Here is a 13,374-nt window from a genome sequence, read left to right as displayed (position 1 = left end):
CCGAAATCATGGGTTGCCCTCGCTGTCCGCTTTACCTGAGCGATTCGCCGGTTGTGTCTTTCGGGGGAAAGACTCACTGCGGGTTGCGCCTTCGGTGGAGGGTTCGACCGGATGGTCCGCCCTCTCTCTCCAGTGAGGATGCGTTGCTAAACAAAGTTAACAACGTTTGTCAGTCCTGGGTACCTGAGCGTTCAGAAATATAAAAATTTCCTGCGCCTTCGGTGGCAGTCTTTTACAAGCCTGCACTCTCCTGACGGCTCAAATTATAAACAGGTCTTTTGAACCTGCCAGCACTTTTTACATGCCTGAGTAGTTGGGTCCGCCACCGCCTTCTGGTGTGACCCAGACGATGTTTTGCGTAGGATCTTTGATGTCGCAGGTTTTGCAATGCACACAGTTTTGCGCATTGATTTGCAGGCGATCGGATTGGTCTTCGTTCTTGACGTACTCGTAAACGCCAGCAGGGCAATAACGCGCCTCGGGGCCTGCAAATTTGGCCAAGTTGATGCCCACCGGCACGCTGGCGTCCTTCAAGGTGAGGTGCGCTGGTTGATTCTCTTCGTGGTTGGTGTTGCTGATGAACACACTCGACAATCGATCAAACGTGAGCTTGCCATCGGGCTTGGGATATTGAATGGGTTGGCATTCGGCAGCAGGCTTGAGGTAAGTGTGGTCGGCCGCTGCACGGCGAAGCGTCCAGGGCACATGGCCGCGCAACACAAATTGCTCCACACCGGTCATGAGCGTGCCCACTGTGCGGCCTTTTTTGAACCACTGCTTGAAGTTGCGGGCCTTGTTCAACTCGGTGTGCAACCAGCTGTTCTCGAAAGCTTCTGGGTACGCGCTGAGTTCGTCATGCGCGCGTCCAGCTTGCAATGCGTCATAGGCCGCTTCGGCTGCCAACATGCCAGTCTTGATGGCTGCGTGGCTTCCTTTGATGCGGCTGGCATTGAGATACCCCGCATCGCAACCTACCAAGGCGCCACCTGGGAACACTGTTTTGGGCAAAGACAAGAGTCCGCCTGCCGTAATGGCACGCGCACCATAAGAAATGCGTTTGGCCGGCGCAATGCCTTTGGCCTCGTCGCCTTCAAAGTACCAACGGATGTTGGGGTGCGTTTTGAAGCGTTGGAACTCTTCAAAGGGGCTGAGCCAAGGGTTGGTGTAATCCAAGCCCACCACAAAACCCACCACCACTTTGTTGTCTTCCATGTGATACAAGAAAGAGCCGCCGTAAGTGTTTTCGTCTAAGGGCCAACCGGCGCTGTGCAAAGCCAAACCAGCTTTGTGACGTGCAGGGTCAATTTCCCAAAGTTCTTTGATGCCAATGCCGTAGCTTTGTGGATCTTTGCCATCGTCCAATTTGAATTTGGCAATCACTTGCTTGCCCAAATGGCCGCGTGCACCTTCGGCAAACACGGTGTACTTGGCGTGCAGTTCCATGCCCAATTGGAAATTGTCGGTGGGCTCGCCATCTTTGCCGATACCCATGTTGCCAGTGGCCACACCCTTGACGGAGCCGTCGGCGTTGTACAAAACTTCTGCCGCTGTAAAGCCAGGGAAAATTTCCACGCCCAAGGCTTCGGCTTGTTCGCCTAACCAGCGGGTGAGGTTGCCCAAGCTGATGATGTAGTTGCCATCGTTGTGAAAGCAGGGTGGCAGGGCGAAATTGGGGACGCGTGTGGCGCCGTTTTCAGTGGTCATCAAGAAGATGTCTTCCGTGACCGGTTGATTTAAAGGGGCGCCCATTTCTTTCCAGTTGGGAAAGAGTTCAGTCAGGGCAATGGGGTCCATGATGGCGCCCGACAAAATGTGCGCGCCGGGCTCGGAACCTTTTTCCAACACCACCACAGAAACTTCCGTGCCTTTTTCTTGGGCCAATTGCTTCAAGCGAATGGCCGTTGACAAACCTGCTGGGCCACCGCCCACAATCACCACGTCGTATTCCATGGATTCGCGGGGACCGTGTGTATTCAAAATCTCTTCGGGTGTCATGGTGGACTCACATCAAGTTGAAATTTAGGGGCCAAATATGGCAATCTGTCCATTTTAAGCGTGGAAGAGGCAGAATCTGCCTTCATCAAGTCACCTAAATGATGACTTAGGCCAATGCAATTAGTCGAGATGAACGATGAAATTTGAAATACCAGAGATCAAGAAAAAAGTTCACGAAATGATCATCCCCATTCGGTGGGGTGACATGGATGCCATGGGGCATGTCAACAACACGGTTTACTTTAGATATCTGGAAACCGTGCGCATTGATTATTTTCAGTCGATTGGCTGCGAGCCTAATCCGCAAGGGCAGGGGCCCGTCATCGTGAATGCCTTTTGCAATTTCTACAAACAGCTGGAATACCCAGGGAATGTGCTGGCCAAAATGTATGTTAGCGACCCTGCGCGCACCACTTTTGAGAGCTGGTGCACCTTGGAGCTGGTGGACAAGCCTGGTGTGATTTACGCGGCAGGCGGCGCCACCACAATTTGGGTGGATTTCCCTTTGCAAAAAGCCGTGAACTTGCCGGACGAAATCAGGGCTCGCGTGACGCCCTGAAAAAGCAAGCCGCCGAGAGCCTGTTATTTTTGTTTGGGCACGCGACCCATCAAGTAAAACTCAGGATTGGGCATCATGTTGCTGAAGCTGGCCATGCGGTTGGACAAACCAAAGAAGGCTGTAATGGCCGCAATGTCCCAAATGTCTTCGTCGTCTAAGCCATGCGCATGCAAAGGCGCAAAGTCGGCATCTTCAATTTGGTCGCTGTGCAAACACACCTTCATGGCGAAATCGAGCATGGCGCGCTGCCGCGGTGAGATGTCTGCTTTGCGATAGTTGACCGCCACTTGATCGGCCACCAAGGGCTTCTTTTCGTAAATGCGCAGGATGGCGCCATGGGCCACCACGCAATACAAACAGTTGTTGGCCGCACTGGTGGTGGTGACGATCATTTCGCGATCGCCTTTGGTCAGGTTGCTGGTGCGACCTACAGACTCGGGCACCATGAGGGCGTCATGGTAAGCAAAGAACGCGCGCCACTCTGCGGGTCTGCGCGCAAAAGCCAAAAAGACTTGCGGCACAAAACCAGCCTTTTCTTGCACCTCCAAAATCTTGGCGCGAATGTCTTCGGGAACATCTTTGAGCTCAGGTACGGGGTAGCGTTGGGCTTTGGCGGTGCTGGTCATGGTCAATCCTTGTCAGTTTTCCGATTCTATTCACCTATTACACTATGGGTTTTAAGTCTTTCCCCTCTTAGGAGTGCCCTGTGAACAAGATTTTCCCCTCTGCGGCCGAGGCGCTGAAAGGCGTCGTGGCAGATGGTCAACTGCTTGCTGTGGGTGGCTTTGGCCTCTGCGGTATCCCTGAAGCCCTGATTGATGCGCTGCGCGACTCTGGATGCAAAAACCTCACCGCCATTTCGAACAATGCGGGTGTCGACGGTTTTGGCTTGGGCAAGTTGCTTGAAACACGTCAGATTAAAAAAATGATTTCATCCTATGTGGGTGAGAACAAAGAATTTGAGCGTCAGTTTTTGGCGGGTGAATTGGAATTGGAATTCACCCCCCAAGGCACGCTGGCTGAAAAGCTGCGCGCCGGCGGTGCGGGCATTCCAGCCTTCTTCACCAAAACAGGCGTGGGCACAGTGGTGGCAGATGGCAAAGAGCTGCGTGAGTTTGATGGCGAAACTTACGTGATGGAGCGCGCTTTGGTGCCTGACGTGTCTTTGGTGAAAGCATGGCGCGCCGACAAATCAGGCAACTTGCAATTTCGCCTAACAGCGCGCAACTTCAATCCTGCGGTGGCCATGGCCGGCAAGGTGTGCATTGTGGAAGTTGAAGAGATTGTGGAAACCGGCGACATGGTGCCCGATCAAATTCACTTGCCTGGCATTTATGTTCATCGCTTGGTGCTCAACAAGCACCCCGAAAAGCGCATTGAAAAACGCACCATCACAGAGAAAGCAGGAGTCTGAGCATGAGCTGGAATCAAGACCAAATGGCGGCGCGTGCTGCCCACGAATTACAAGACGGCTTTTATGTGAACTTGGGCATTGGCATTCCCACTTTGGTGGCCAACCATGTGCCCAGCAACATTGAAGTGTGGCTGCAATCTGAAAACGGCATGCTGGGCATTGGCCCATTCCCCACAGAAGATGAAGTCGACGCCGACTTGATCAATGCGGGCAAACAAACAGTGACCACCATCAAAGGCTCTTCCATCTTTGGCAGTCATGACAGCTTCGCGATGATTCGCGGTGGCAAAATCAATTTGTCCATCCTGGGCGCCATGCAAGTGAGCGAAAAGGGCGACCTGGCCAACTGGATGATTCCAGGCAAGATGGTCAAGGGCATGGGCGGCGCCATGGACTTGGTGGCGGGCGTGAAGCGCGTCATCATCTTGATGGAACACGTGGCCAAGAAAAAAGACGGCACCGAAGATTTGAAAATCTTGCCCCAGTGCACATTGCCTTTAACGGGTGTGGGCGTTGTGGATCGCATCATCACTGATTTGGCTGTGATGGATGTTGTGCCTGAAGGTTTGAAGGTTGTGGAGATGGCCCCCGGTGTGACGCAAGAAGTTTTGCAAAGTAAAACGGGTGTGAAGCTAATTTTCTAAACCCCATTAGAAAATTCTCCCAACAAAAAAGCCGCTGTGAAGCGGCTTTTTTGTTGGTGTCACATCTCCTTGGTGGAGATGCGGTGATGCATTTCTATCACTTTAAAATATCGCCCATGCACAAGTACTTCATCTCGAGGTACTCTTCCATGCCATGGTGTGAGCCCTCGCGGCCCAAGCCCGATTGCTTCACGCCGCCAAAGGGCACATGCTCAGTGGCAATGATGCCCACATTGATGCCCACCATGCCGTATTCCAAACCTTCACTGACGCGGAAGATGCGGCCCACATCGCGGCTGTAGAAATAACTGGCCAAGCCAAACTCGGTGTTGTTGGCGGCAGCTATGGCTTCTTGCTCTGTTTTGAATTTGAAGACCGGTGCAAAGGGACCGAAGGTTTCTTCGCGCGCGCACAGCATGTCGGATGTGGCATTGCCAATGACGGTGGGTTCAAAGAACTGACCGTTCAAAGCTTTGCCACCTGCCAACACCACACCGCCTTTGGCTTTGGCATCTTCGACGTGACGTGTGACTTTTTCCAAAGCAGCGGGTTCGATGAGTGGGCCTTGCACCACACCCTCTTCAAAACCGTTGCCCACTTTCAAGGCTTTGACTTTGGCGGCAAACTTTTGCACAAAGGTGTCGTACACCGACTCTTGCACGTAGATGCGATTGGCACATACGCAGGTTTGTCCTGCATTGCGGTATTTGCTGGCCATAGCGCCTTCTACAGCGCTATCGATGTCGGCGTCATCAAACACGATGAAGGGCGCATTGCCGCCTAATTCCAATGAGAGTTTCTTCACAGTGGGTGCCGATTGCGCCATCAAAATACGACCCACTTCGGTGCTGCCTGTGAAGCTGATGTGGCGCACGATGTCGCTAGAGCAGAACACCTTGCCGGCTGCAATGCTGTTGTCTGAATCGGCGGTGAGCAAGTTGATCACACCAGCGGGAATGCCAGCACGCATGGCCAATTCACCAGCGGCCAAAGCCGTCAGAGGGGTGAGCTCTGCTGGCTTGATGACAACGGTGCAACCGGCGGCCAATGCAGGCGCCACCTTGCGAGTGATCATGGCCAATGGGAAGTTCCATGGCGTGATGGCAGCACAAACGCCGATGGGTTGTTTGATGACCAAGAGGCGACGTGTGTTGTCAAACTGGGGCAGTGTTTCGCCATTGACGCGTTTGGATTCTTCTGCATACCACTCTACAAAGCTGGCGCCGTACATCACTTCGCCCTTGGCTTCTGCAAAGGGCTTGCCTTGTTCTGCAGTCATGATGCGACCCAAATCTTCGACATTGGCCATCAGTAAGTCGTACCATTTGCGCAGCAAGATGCTGCGCTCTTTGCTGGTTTTGCCGCGCCAGGCGGGCAGGGCGGCATTGGCCGCTGCAATGGCGGCCTCTGCATCTTGGGCGCCCAGGTTGGCCACATCGGCCAATTTGGCACCTGTGGCGGGGTCATTGACATCAAAACGGCTGCTGCCTTTGACCCACTGGCCATTGACCAATGCGTCGGTTTTGAGCAGGGTGGGGTCCTTCAACAGGGCCAAAGGGGATGTTTTCATGTCCATAGGGGTCTCCAAGAGAGTTTTGAGGCGCGATTCGCAGCATCGGCAATCTTATAATGGAAAGTTAGGCCAAGTAAGGCTTTCATAAAGATACCCTGCCATGAGCACACCTGTTATTTCTGTTGCTGAGATTCGCAAAACCTTCCTCGACTTTTTTGCGTCAAAAGGTCACACCGTGGTGGCGTCCAGCCCCTTGGTTCCCGGCAACGACCCCACCTTGATGTTCACCAACTCTGGCATGGTGCAATTCAAGGACGTGTTCTTGGGCACCGACAAACGCAGCTATGTGCGCGCAGCGTCGGTGCAAGCTTGCTTGCGCGCGGGCGGCAAGCACAACGATTTGGAAAACGTGGGTTACACCGCACGTCATCACACCTTCTTTGAAATGTTGGGCAACTGGAGCTTTGGCGATTACTTCAAACGCGACAGTTTGAAGTGGGCCTGGGAACTGCTCACCCAAGTTTACAAATTGCCCGCTGAAAAACTGTGGGCCACGGTCTACATCGAAGACGACGAAGCCTACGACATTTGGACGAAAGAAATTGGCCTGCCACCCGAGCGCGTGGTGCGCATTGGTGACAACAAAGGCGGACGCTACATGTCCGACAATTTCTGGATGATGGCCGACACCGGCCCCTGCGGTCCTTGCTCTGAAATCTTCTACGACCACGGCCCCGAAATTCCAGGTGGTCCCCCCGGCAGCCCAGAGCAAGACGGCGACCGTTACATTGAAATTTGGAACAACGTGTTTATGCAATTTGACATGCAGCCCGATGGCAGCGTGAAGAACTTGCCTGCACCTTGCGTTGACACCGGCATGGGCCTTGAGCGCTTGGCAGCCATTCTCCAGCACGTGCACAGCAACTATGAAATCGACATATTTGATTCATTGATCAAAGCTGCGTCGCGTGAAACAGGCTGCAAAGATTTGGAAAATAAGTCATTGCGAGTCATTGCCGACCACATTCGCGCCACCGCATTCTTGGTGAGCGATGGCGTGGTGCCCAGCAACGAAGGCCGTGGTTATGTGCAGCGCCGCATTGTGCGCCGTGCTATTCGCCACGGTTACAAGCTGGGTCAAAAAACACCGTTCTTCCACAAGCTGGTGCCCGACCTGGTGAAGTTGATGGGCGCGGCTTATCCCAGTTTGGCCTCACAAGAAAAACGCATCACTGACATCTTGAAGGCTGAAGAAGAGCGCTTCTTTGAAACCTTGGAAGTGGGCATGCAAATTTTGGACGCAGCGCTGGAAGGCGGCGTTAAAGTGTTGCCCGGCGAAGTGGCTTTTAAATTGCACGATACCTATGGCTTCCCCTTGGACTTGTCGGCCGACGTTTGCCGCGAGCGCGATTTAAGCGTGGACGAGGCCGGCTTTACCGCGGCCATGGAACGTCAAAAAGCCCAAGCCCGTGCGGCCGGTAAATTCAAAATGGACCGTGCGTTGGAGTACACCGGCGCAGGCAACACCTTTGTGGGTTACGACGAACTGCAAGCCACCGCCAAAGTATTGGCTTTGTATGTGGAAGGCACGCCTGCTACAGAACTCAAAGCCGGTCAAAACGGCGTGGTGGTGTTGGACACCACACCTTTTTATGCAGAGTCGGGCGGCCAAGTGGGCGACCAGGGCTTGTTGCAAACAGCAGGCGCCAAGTTTGAAGTGGCCGACACCTTGAAGATCAAGGCGGATGTGTTTGGTCACCATGGCGTGTTGCTGGAAGGCAGCCTCAAAGTGGGCGACGCAGTACAAGCCCAAGTGAATACCGACGTGCGCGCCGCCACTGTGCGCAATCACTCGGCCACACACTTGATGCACAAAGCTTTGCGCGAAGTGCTGGGCGACCACGTCCAACAAAAGGGCTCCTTGGTGAATGCCGAGCGCACACGATTTGACTTTGCGCACAACGCCCCCATCACCGATGAACAAATCTTGGCCATCGAAGCCAAAGTGAACCAAGAAATTTGGGCCAACCCCGCTACGCAAGCGCGAGTGATGGACATTGAGTCGGCACAAAAAACCGGCGCCATGATGTTGTTCGGCGAGAAGTACGGCGAAACCGTGCGCGTGTTGGACATCGGCTCTAGCCGTGAACTGTGCGGCGGTACCCACGTGCACCGTACCGGTGACATTGGTTTGTTCAAAGTGGTTGCTGAGAGCGGTGTCGCCGCAGGCGTGCGCCGTATTGAAGCTGTGACCGGTGGCAATGCTTTGGCTTACTTGCAGTCTTTGGAAGCCACCGTTTCCAAAGCAGCTGGCAGCTTGAAAGCAGCGCCTTCAGAACTCAACAGCCGCATCGCCCAAGTCTTGGACCAAGTGAAATCCTTGGAAAAAGAAATGGCCGCGCTCAAAGGTAAATTGGCTTCGTCACAAGGCGATGAGCTCATAACGCAAGCGACTGATGTGAAAGGCGTGAAAGTCTTGGCCGCCTTGCTGCCAGGTGCTGATGCCAAAACATTGCGCGACACGATGGACAAATTGAAAGACAAACTGAAATCCGCTGCCATTGTGTTGGCTGCTGTGGACGGTGACAAAGTTCAATTGGCCGCAGGCGTGACCGCCGACACCACAGGCAAAGTGAAGGCTGGTGAGTTGGTGAACTTTGTGGCCCAGCAAGTGGGCGGCAAGGGCGGTGGTAAGCCCGACATGGCCATGGCGGGTGGCACGGATGCAACCCACCTCAATGCTGCATTGGCCAGTGTGCAGGCTTGGGTGACCGAGCGTTTGTGATATTTCAAATGCACTGACGATTTCGTCAGAAATTTGAGTTTGAAGAAAGCCCCGTTAGGGGCTTTTTTCATGGTCGATTGCAAGTGAATGGCAAAGTCTTTGTTGGGAGAATGTTTAAGCTCATGTGCATTCACTTGACTTGTCTGGGTGATTCAAAAATAATAACTGTTAATAATAGTTAGGATGTCAAATGCCAACCAGTGTCGCCCTCAGTCCTCATTTCGAATCCTTCATACGAGATCAAGTTGAAAGTGGTCGCTACAACAACGTCAGTGAAGTTGTTCGGGCAGGTTTGCGTTTGCTGGAAGATACAGAACGCCAGAAAGACATGCAGCTTCAGGCGCTAAAGGCTGAGTTGGAGGCTGGTAAGGTCAGCGGCCCAGCTCAGAATGCAGCCCCTGTTTTTGATCGATTAAAAAGCAAATACGCTAAACAAGCCAAATCAAAAAGTCATTGATGCTGTTAAGCATCACGCCTTTAGCGGCTCAAGATTTAGAGGAAATTGGCGACTACATTGCACAAGACAATCCATTGCGTGCTGTTGAATTTTTAACAGAGTTGCAATCGCACTGCGAAACGATTCTTCGCAATCCTGAGGGATATCGACTGCGACAAGAGTTATCAAAAACAATGCGTTCGTGTTCTCATGGCAACTACGTGATTTTTTATGAGTCTGACCAGCGAGGGGTCAGCATCGTACGTATTCTGCATGGTGGACGTGACTTACCAAAAATCTTCGATGTCACTTAACGGGGGTCGCTAAGGGCGTGTCAGTCTAAGAGTCCTACGACTTTCAAACCTTCGTTCAACACCCGTCAGTGGATCATGGAAAGCTATCGTTTTTGCCAGAAGCTGCAAAGGCGCTTCGAAATCATCCAGGGAATCCGCAGCGCGCTTGACCACCGGATAAAACTGATCGCCCAACAAGGGCAAGCCAAGCGCGTTCATATGCACACGCAATTGATGGCGTTGGCCTGTGATGGGTTTCAAAACATAACGCGCCAGGGCTGGCGGCGATGAGGTGACGGTTGGCATGGCTGAAGCGTTGCCATCCAATCGATCAACACAGTCAATCCAAGTTTCGCTGTTCGTTGTTTTGCCATCCTGTATTTCATCAGCGTCCAATTCACGCATCCTGAAAAACTGAACATCTTCCACCATCCTGCTTTTGTGTGTCAGTGGAAATTCAAGCCTCAAGGGAGAGGACTCGGGCGCTGCCGCAATCCCCTCGTATGTTTTATCAACTTCTCGAAGCCTGAACAAGGCTTGGTACGCATCACGGTCTTGCGCTCGAACACTGAACACCACAAGACCTGCAGTCTCTCGATCAATGCGGTGAATAGGTGAGAGCTCTGGCAAATTCAATTGCTGCTTGAGTTGCACCAGCAAACTTTGTTGCACATACTGACCGCCTGGCGTGACCGGCATGAAGTGCGGCTTGTCGGCCACCACCAAGTGCGCGTCTTGAAAAATGATCTGCGCTTTGAATGGTAAGGTGGGTTCATCCGACACCTCGCGAAAGTAGTGCAAGTGCGATTCGCTTAACAAACGCTGCCCGGGTTCAATGCGTTGCCCGATGGCATTCAGCACGCGGCCTTCGTCAAATCGCTTTAGCCACACTTCGCGTTGAACGGCCGGAAATCTTGCGCACAAAAAATCAAGAGCTGTCAGCTGCGTGTTGGCAGGCACGCCCACTTTGCTTGCGCTGACGCCATTGACGAGCAGCTTAGACGCGTTGGAAGACGACATCCCACACACCGTGCCCCAATTTCAAGCCGCGGTTTTCAAACTTGGTGAGCGGGCGGTAGTCTGGCTTTTGAGCGTAGCCGCCATTGGATGCATCTGCGGTGTTTTTCAGCAAAGGCTCTGCACTCAGCACTTCCAAAATTTGAACCGCATACGGCTCCCAATCGGTGGCGCAGTGAATGTAAGCGCCAGGTTTCAGGCGTGCCGCCAGTTTGGCAATCAAAGGTGTTTGAATCAGTCTGCGTTTGTTATGACGCGACTTGTGCCAAGGATCGGGAAAGAAAATGTGCACGCCGTCTAGCGACGACAAAGGCAACATGTTGTCGATCACTTCCACGGCATCGTGTTGCAAGATGCGGATGTTGTGAATGTCTTGTTCGCCAATGCGTTTGAGCAAGGCGCCCACACCGGGTTCATGGACTTCGCAGCACAAAAAATGGTCGTGTGGGCGAACTTTGGCAATGTGTGCGGTGGCCTCACCCATGCCAAAGCCAATTTCCAAAATGACAGGCGCTGGCGCGGCGTCTTGGCCGTTCAAGCCAAAGGCTTTTGTCATGTTCAATGGCTCGGGCGCGTACTGCAGCAAATACTGAGGACCCCACACTTCAAACGCTTTGGCTTGACCGGTGGTGGTGCGGCCGGCGCGCTTTACGTAGCTTTTGATGTTTTTGGGAAACGCCACATCTGCGGGCGCTTGGTTGGAGGTGTCTGAGGTCATGCCTCGATTTTAGTGGCTTCGCGACGTGCCCATTCATCTGTCCACTGCGCAAGCACTGAAGGCAGCTGGCTCATGGCCGTGAAGGTATCTGAAGCAGTATGAAGGTCCAAGCTCGATGCGGCCAGCCTCATGGTGTTGCATATCGCTGCCTCGGTGCTCAAGTCCAAAGCCTTGGCGCCATTTTGCTTCGACAGTTTTTCGCCATTGGGTCCCAACACCAAGGGGGTGTGCAAATAGTGGGGGCGCGCAAGCCCCAAGGCTTCTTGCAACATGATTTGTCTGGCCGTGTTGTCGGCTAGATCTTGACCGCGCACCACATGGCTGATGCCTTGCGCCGCATCGTCTACCACCACAGCCAGCTGGTAGGCCCATAAACCATCTGCACGTTTCAATACAAAATCGCCCACTTCGTCTAAAACGTTTTGCGTTTGTGCGCCTAAGCGTCTATCTGTCCAATGGACCCATGGGCTGCCGCGCTTTGCGCTCCAGGCTTGGGCATTGAATCGCCAAGCTCTGGCGGATTTGCCTTGCAGGCCATCGCGGCAGGAGCCTGGATAAACGGCCGCTTTGTGACGTTCTAAGTTCAACCCCATCAGGGCCTGACTTTCTTCAATTTCTTTGCGCGTGCAGCCGCAGGGGTAGACCAAACCTTGTGCCAACAATTGATCTAGCGCACCTTGATACAAGCTGTTTCGTTGGGATTGGTAGGCAATTTCGCCGTCCCATTGCAAGCCACATTGCTGCAGCTGTTGCATGATGGTTTGGTCGGCACCAGGTACACATCGAGGGCCATCGATGTCCTCCATGCGAACCCTCCATTCGCCCTGGTGAGCGCGCGCATCCAGGTAGCTGGCCAGTGCGGCCACCAATGAGCCGGCGTGCAATTCACCCGTGGGTGAGGGCGCGAATCTGCCGCGATACATTCAGACTTAAATGACAGCGAGGGCCAATTCCAAACCGGAGATGAACGCATCTTCGACGCGATGTCCTAAGCACCAATCGCCGCACACACCAATGCCTTGCTTGGGGCTGTGCATGTAGGGTGCACCCAAAGCTTGAAGTGTTTTGGCATAGCGCCAACGGTGCACTTCTGCGTGGGCAGGTGTGGCCCGGATGCCCGTGATTTCTGAAAATGCTTTGATCAATTTGGCTTGCACACGCTCTGGAGCATCTTCCAAATGTTCTTGTGACCATGCGGCACTGGCTTGGACGGTCCAGCGCTCAATGTGATCACGACCTGGTTTAGATGATTCACGTGCCAACCATGCCACGCGGTGGTGGACGCTGCGCGCAGCATTCCATTGGGGGCCCAAGGTGATCAAACCCGGTTGAGCCGCATTGGGGAAGGCCACCATCAAGGTCCAGCAGGGCGCCACTTGAACTTTGTTCAAGGCGGCGGCTTGTTCCATTTTGATGTTGGAATTGCGAAGTAAATCAATGGCTTGGTCTGAGGGGATGGCCAAGAGCACTTGGTCAAAACCACTGAACACCGATTGCGCACCTTCGGGCTCTTCGCTGTGCAGTTGCCAAAGTTCAGGATGCAAGGTGTCGCGCTCGATTTTGAAAACACGCGATTCAAAGTGCACGGCATCGGCTTGAATCAAAGGCTGCGCCCAGGCTTTGACCAAGGCGTTCATGCCGGGGGTGGCCACCCAGTGCTTGTCTTGTGTGTTGCGTGCGGCTTCGACCACGCGGCCCATGGCATCGAGCACGCGCACGGCATTGGCGCTCCAGGGCTTGCAAATTTGAGGGGTGGTGGCCAGCGCTTGTGCGAATCGATCATCGCGCACGGTGAAGTATTGCGCACCATGGTCGAAGCTGCCAAAGCTGGACGCGCGCGTCGACATGCGGCCGCTGGCGCCTTTGCTTTTTTCAAAGACGGTGACGCGATGGCCGGCTTGCACCAAGGTGCGCGCGCAGGCAATGCCTGCCATGCCGGCACCCACGATGGCGAAATTTTGAACGGACTTTGTCTGGGTATTTGTTTTTGTCATGGGGCT

Annotated in this window: 13 protein-coding genes and 2 riboswitches; of the genes, 6 read left to right on the top strand and 7 right to left on the bottom strand. The window is 53.7% G+C overall.

The window, feature by feature from the left end:
• Positions 1–12: 12 nt before the first annotated feature.
• A riboswitch (glycine riboswitch) is annotated at positions 13–143 on the bottom strand.
• A 17-nt stretch (positions 144–160) separates the two neighbouring features.
• Positions 161–263: riboswitch (glycine riboswitch) on the bottom strand.
• A gap of 34 nt (positions 264–297) precedes the next feature.
• Positions 298–1,995 carry an electron transfer flavoprotein-ubiquinone oxidoreductase gene (locus L103DPR2_RS11240; RefSeq protein WP_055361168.1) on the bottom strand — a complete coding sequence of 566 codons (1,698 nt, stop codon included), beginning with the start codon at positions 1,993–1,995 and terminating at the stop codon, positions 298–300.
• 136 nt (positions 1,996–2,131) lie between these two features.
• On the opposite strand from L103DPR2_RS11240, the gene L103DPR2_RS11235 reads away from it, so the two are divergent.
• Entirely contained in the window at positions 2,132–2,554 is a 423-nt protein-coding gene (locus tag L103DPR2_RS11235; protein ID WP_055361167.1) for an acyl-CoA thioesterase, read from the top strand.
• A gap of 23 nt (positions 2,555–2,577) precedes the next feature.
• Here the strand turns inward: L103DPR2_RS11235 and L103DPR2_RS11230 are convergent, their stop codons facing one another.
• Positions 2,578–3,180, bottom strand: a complete 603-nt coding sequence (locus L103DPR2_RS11230) for a peroxidase-related enzyme (protein WP_055361166.1) — start codon at positions 3,178–3,180, stop codon at positions 2,578–2,580.
• 80 nt (positions 3,181–3,260) lie between these two features.
• Here L103DPR2_RS11230 and L103DPR2_RS11225 point away from each other — a divergent pair, with 80 nt between their 5' ends.
• On the top strand, positions 3,261–3,968 hold the full coding sequence (locus tag L103DPR2_RS11225; RefSeq protein WP_055361165.1) for a CoA transferase subunit A: 708 nt from the start codon (positions 3,261–3,263) through the stop codon (positions 3,966–3,968).
• Between the two features lie 2 nt (positions 3,969–3,970).
• On the top strand, positions 3,971–4,612 hold the full coding sequence (locus L103DPR2_RS11220; RefSeq protein ID WP_055361164.1) for a CoA transferase subunit B: 642 nt from the start codon (positions 3,971–3,973) through the stop codon (positions 4,610–4,612).
• A gap of 97 nt (positions 4,613–4,709) precedes the next feature.
• On the opposite strand, the gene L103DPR2_RS11215 is transcribed toward L103DPR2_RS11220, so the two are convergent.
• Entirely contained in the window at positions 4,710–6,188 is a 1,479-nt protein-coding gene (locus L103DPR2_RS11215) for an NAD-dependent succinate-semialdehyde dehydrogenase (protein ID WP_055361163.1), read from the bottom strand.
• Positions 6,189–6,285: 97 nt separating this feature from the next.
• Between L103DPR2_RS11215 and alaS the strand changes: the two genes are divergently transcribed.
• The 3 genes from alaS (at position 6,286) to L103DPR2_RS11200 (ending at position 9,660) form a co-directional block, all read left to right on the top strand.
• Complete coding sequence (gene alaS, locus L103DPR2_RS11210; protein WP_055361162.1) at positions 6,286–8,910, top strand: alanine--tRNA ligase; 2,625 nt, start codon at positions 6,286–6,288, stop codon at positions 8,908–8,910.
• A gap of 190 nt (positions 8,911–9,100) precedes the next feature.
• Positions 9,101–9,367 (top strand): type II toxin-antitoxin system ParD family antitoxin, encoded by a 267-nt coding sequence (locus tag L103DPR2_RS11205; protein ID WP_055361161.1) that lies wholly within the window; start codon positions 9,101–9,103, stop codon positions 9,365–9,367.
• Positions 9,367–9,660, top strand: a complete 294-nt coding sequence (locus L103DPR2_RS11200; protein WP_055361160.1) for a type II toxin-antitoxin system RelE/ParE family toxin — start codon at positions 9,367–9,369, stop codon at positions 9,658–9,660. The genes L103DPR2_RS11205 and L103DPR2_RS11200 overlap by 1 nt, the downstream gene beginning before the upstream one ends.
• A 9-nt stretch (positions 9,661–9,669) precedes the next feature.
• Here the strand turns inward: L103DPR2_RS11200 and L103DPR2_RS11195 are convergent, their stop codons facing one another.
• The 4 genes from L103DPR2_RS11195 to L103DPR2_RS11180 are packed head-to-tail and all read right to left on the bottom strand — an operon-like array spanning position 9,670 to position 13,368.
• Positions 9,670–10,659: a pseudouridine synthase gene (locus tag L103DPR2_RS11195; RefSeq protein WP_055361159.1), complete on the bottom strand. Its 990-nt coding sequence runs from the start codon at positions 10,657–10,659 to the stop codon at positions 9,670–9,672.
• Positions 10,637–11,374, bottom strand: a complete 738-nt coding sequence (trmB, locus tag L103DPR2_RS11190; protein ID WP_055361158.1) for a tRNA (guanosine(46)-N7)-methyltransferase TrmB — start codon at positions 11,372–11,374, stop codon at positions 10,637–10,639. The genes L103DPR2_RS11195 and trmB overlap by 23 nt, the downstream gene beginning before the upstream one ends.
• Complete coding sequence (gene gluQRS, locus L103DPR2_RS11185) at positions 11,371–12,297, bottom strand: tRNA glutamyl-Q(34) synthetase GluQRS (protein ID WP_055361157.1); 927 nt, start codon at positions 12,295–12,297, stop codon at positions 11,371–11,373. The genes trmB and gluQRS overlap by 4 nt, the downstream gene beginning before the upstream one ends.
• A gap of 6 nt (positions 12,298–12,303) precedes the next feature.
• Positions 12,304–13,368, bottom strand: a complete 1,065-nt coding sequence (locus tag L103DPR2_RS11180; protein WP_156339899.1) for an NAD(P)/FAD-dependent oxidoreductase — start codon at positions 13,366–13,368, stop codon at positions 12,304–12,306.
• Between the last annotated feature and the right edge of the window lie 6 nt (positions 13,369–13,374).

The organism is Limnohabitans sp. 103DPR2 (assembly GCF_001412575.1).
Classification (GTDB): domain Bacteria; phylum Pseudomonadota; class Gammaproteobacteria; order Burkholderiales; family Burkholderiaceae_C; genus Limnohabitans_A.
The sequence above is the reverse complement of the archived record's forward strand: the minus strand, read 5'-3'. Positions and strand labels throughout refer to the sequence as shown.

Bases quoted from the DNA above. Each gene is read 5' to 3' on its own strand.
- L103DPR2_RS11240 (WP_055361168.1), bottom strand. From the start codon at position 1,995: ATGACACCCGAAGAGATTTTGAATACACACGGTCCCCGCGAATCCATG.
- L103DPR2_RS11235 (WP_055361167.1), top strand. From the start codon at position 2,132: ATGAAATTTGAAATACCAGAGATCAAGAAAAAAGTTCACGAAATGATC.
- L103DPR2_RS11230 (WP_055361166.1), bottom strand. From the start codon at position 3,180: ATGACCAGCACCGCCAAAGCCCAACGCTACCCCGTACCTGAGCTCAAA.
- L103DPR2_RS11220 (WP_055361164.1), top strand. From the start codon at position 3,971: ATGAGCTGGAATCAAGACCAAATGGCGGCGCGTGCTGCCCACGAATTA.
- L103DPR2_RS11215 (WP_055361163.1), bottom strand. From the start codon at position 6,188: ATGGACATGAAAACATCCCCTTTGGCCCTGTTGAAGGACCCCACCCTG.
- alaS (WP_055361162.1), top strand. From the start codon at position 6,286: ATGAGCACACCTGTTATTTCTGTTGCTGAGATTCGCAAAACCTTCCTC.
- L103DPR2_RS11205 (WP_055361161.1), top strand. From the start codon at position 9,101: ATGCCAACCAGTGTCGCCCTCAGTCCTCATTTCGAATCCTTCATACGA.
- L103DPR2_RS11200 (WP_055361160.1), top strand. From the start codon at position 9,367: ATGCTGTTAAGCATCACGCCTTTAGCGGCTCAAGATTTAGAGGAAATT.
- L103DPR2_RS11195 (WP_055361159.1), bottom strand. From the start codon at position 10,659: ATGTCGTCTTCCAACGCGTCTAAGCTGCTCGTCAATGGCGTCAGCGCA.
- trmB (WP_055361158.1), bottom strand. From the start codon at position 11,374: ATGACCTCAGACACCTCCAACCAAGCGCCCGCAGATGTGGCGTTTCCC.
- gluQRS (WP_055361157.1), bottom strand. From the start codon at position 12,297: ATGTATCGCGGCAGATTCGCGCCCTCACCCACGGGTGAATTGCACGCC.
- L103DPR2_RS11180 (WP_156339899.1), bottom strand. From the start codon at position 13,368: ATGACAAAAACAAATACCCAGACAAAGTCCGTTCAAAATTTCGCCATC.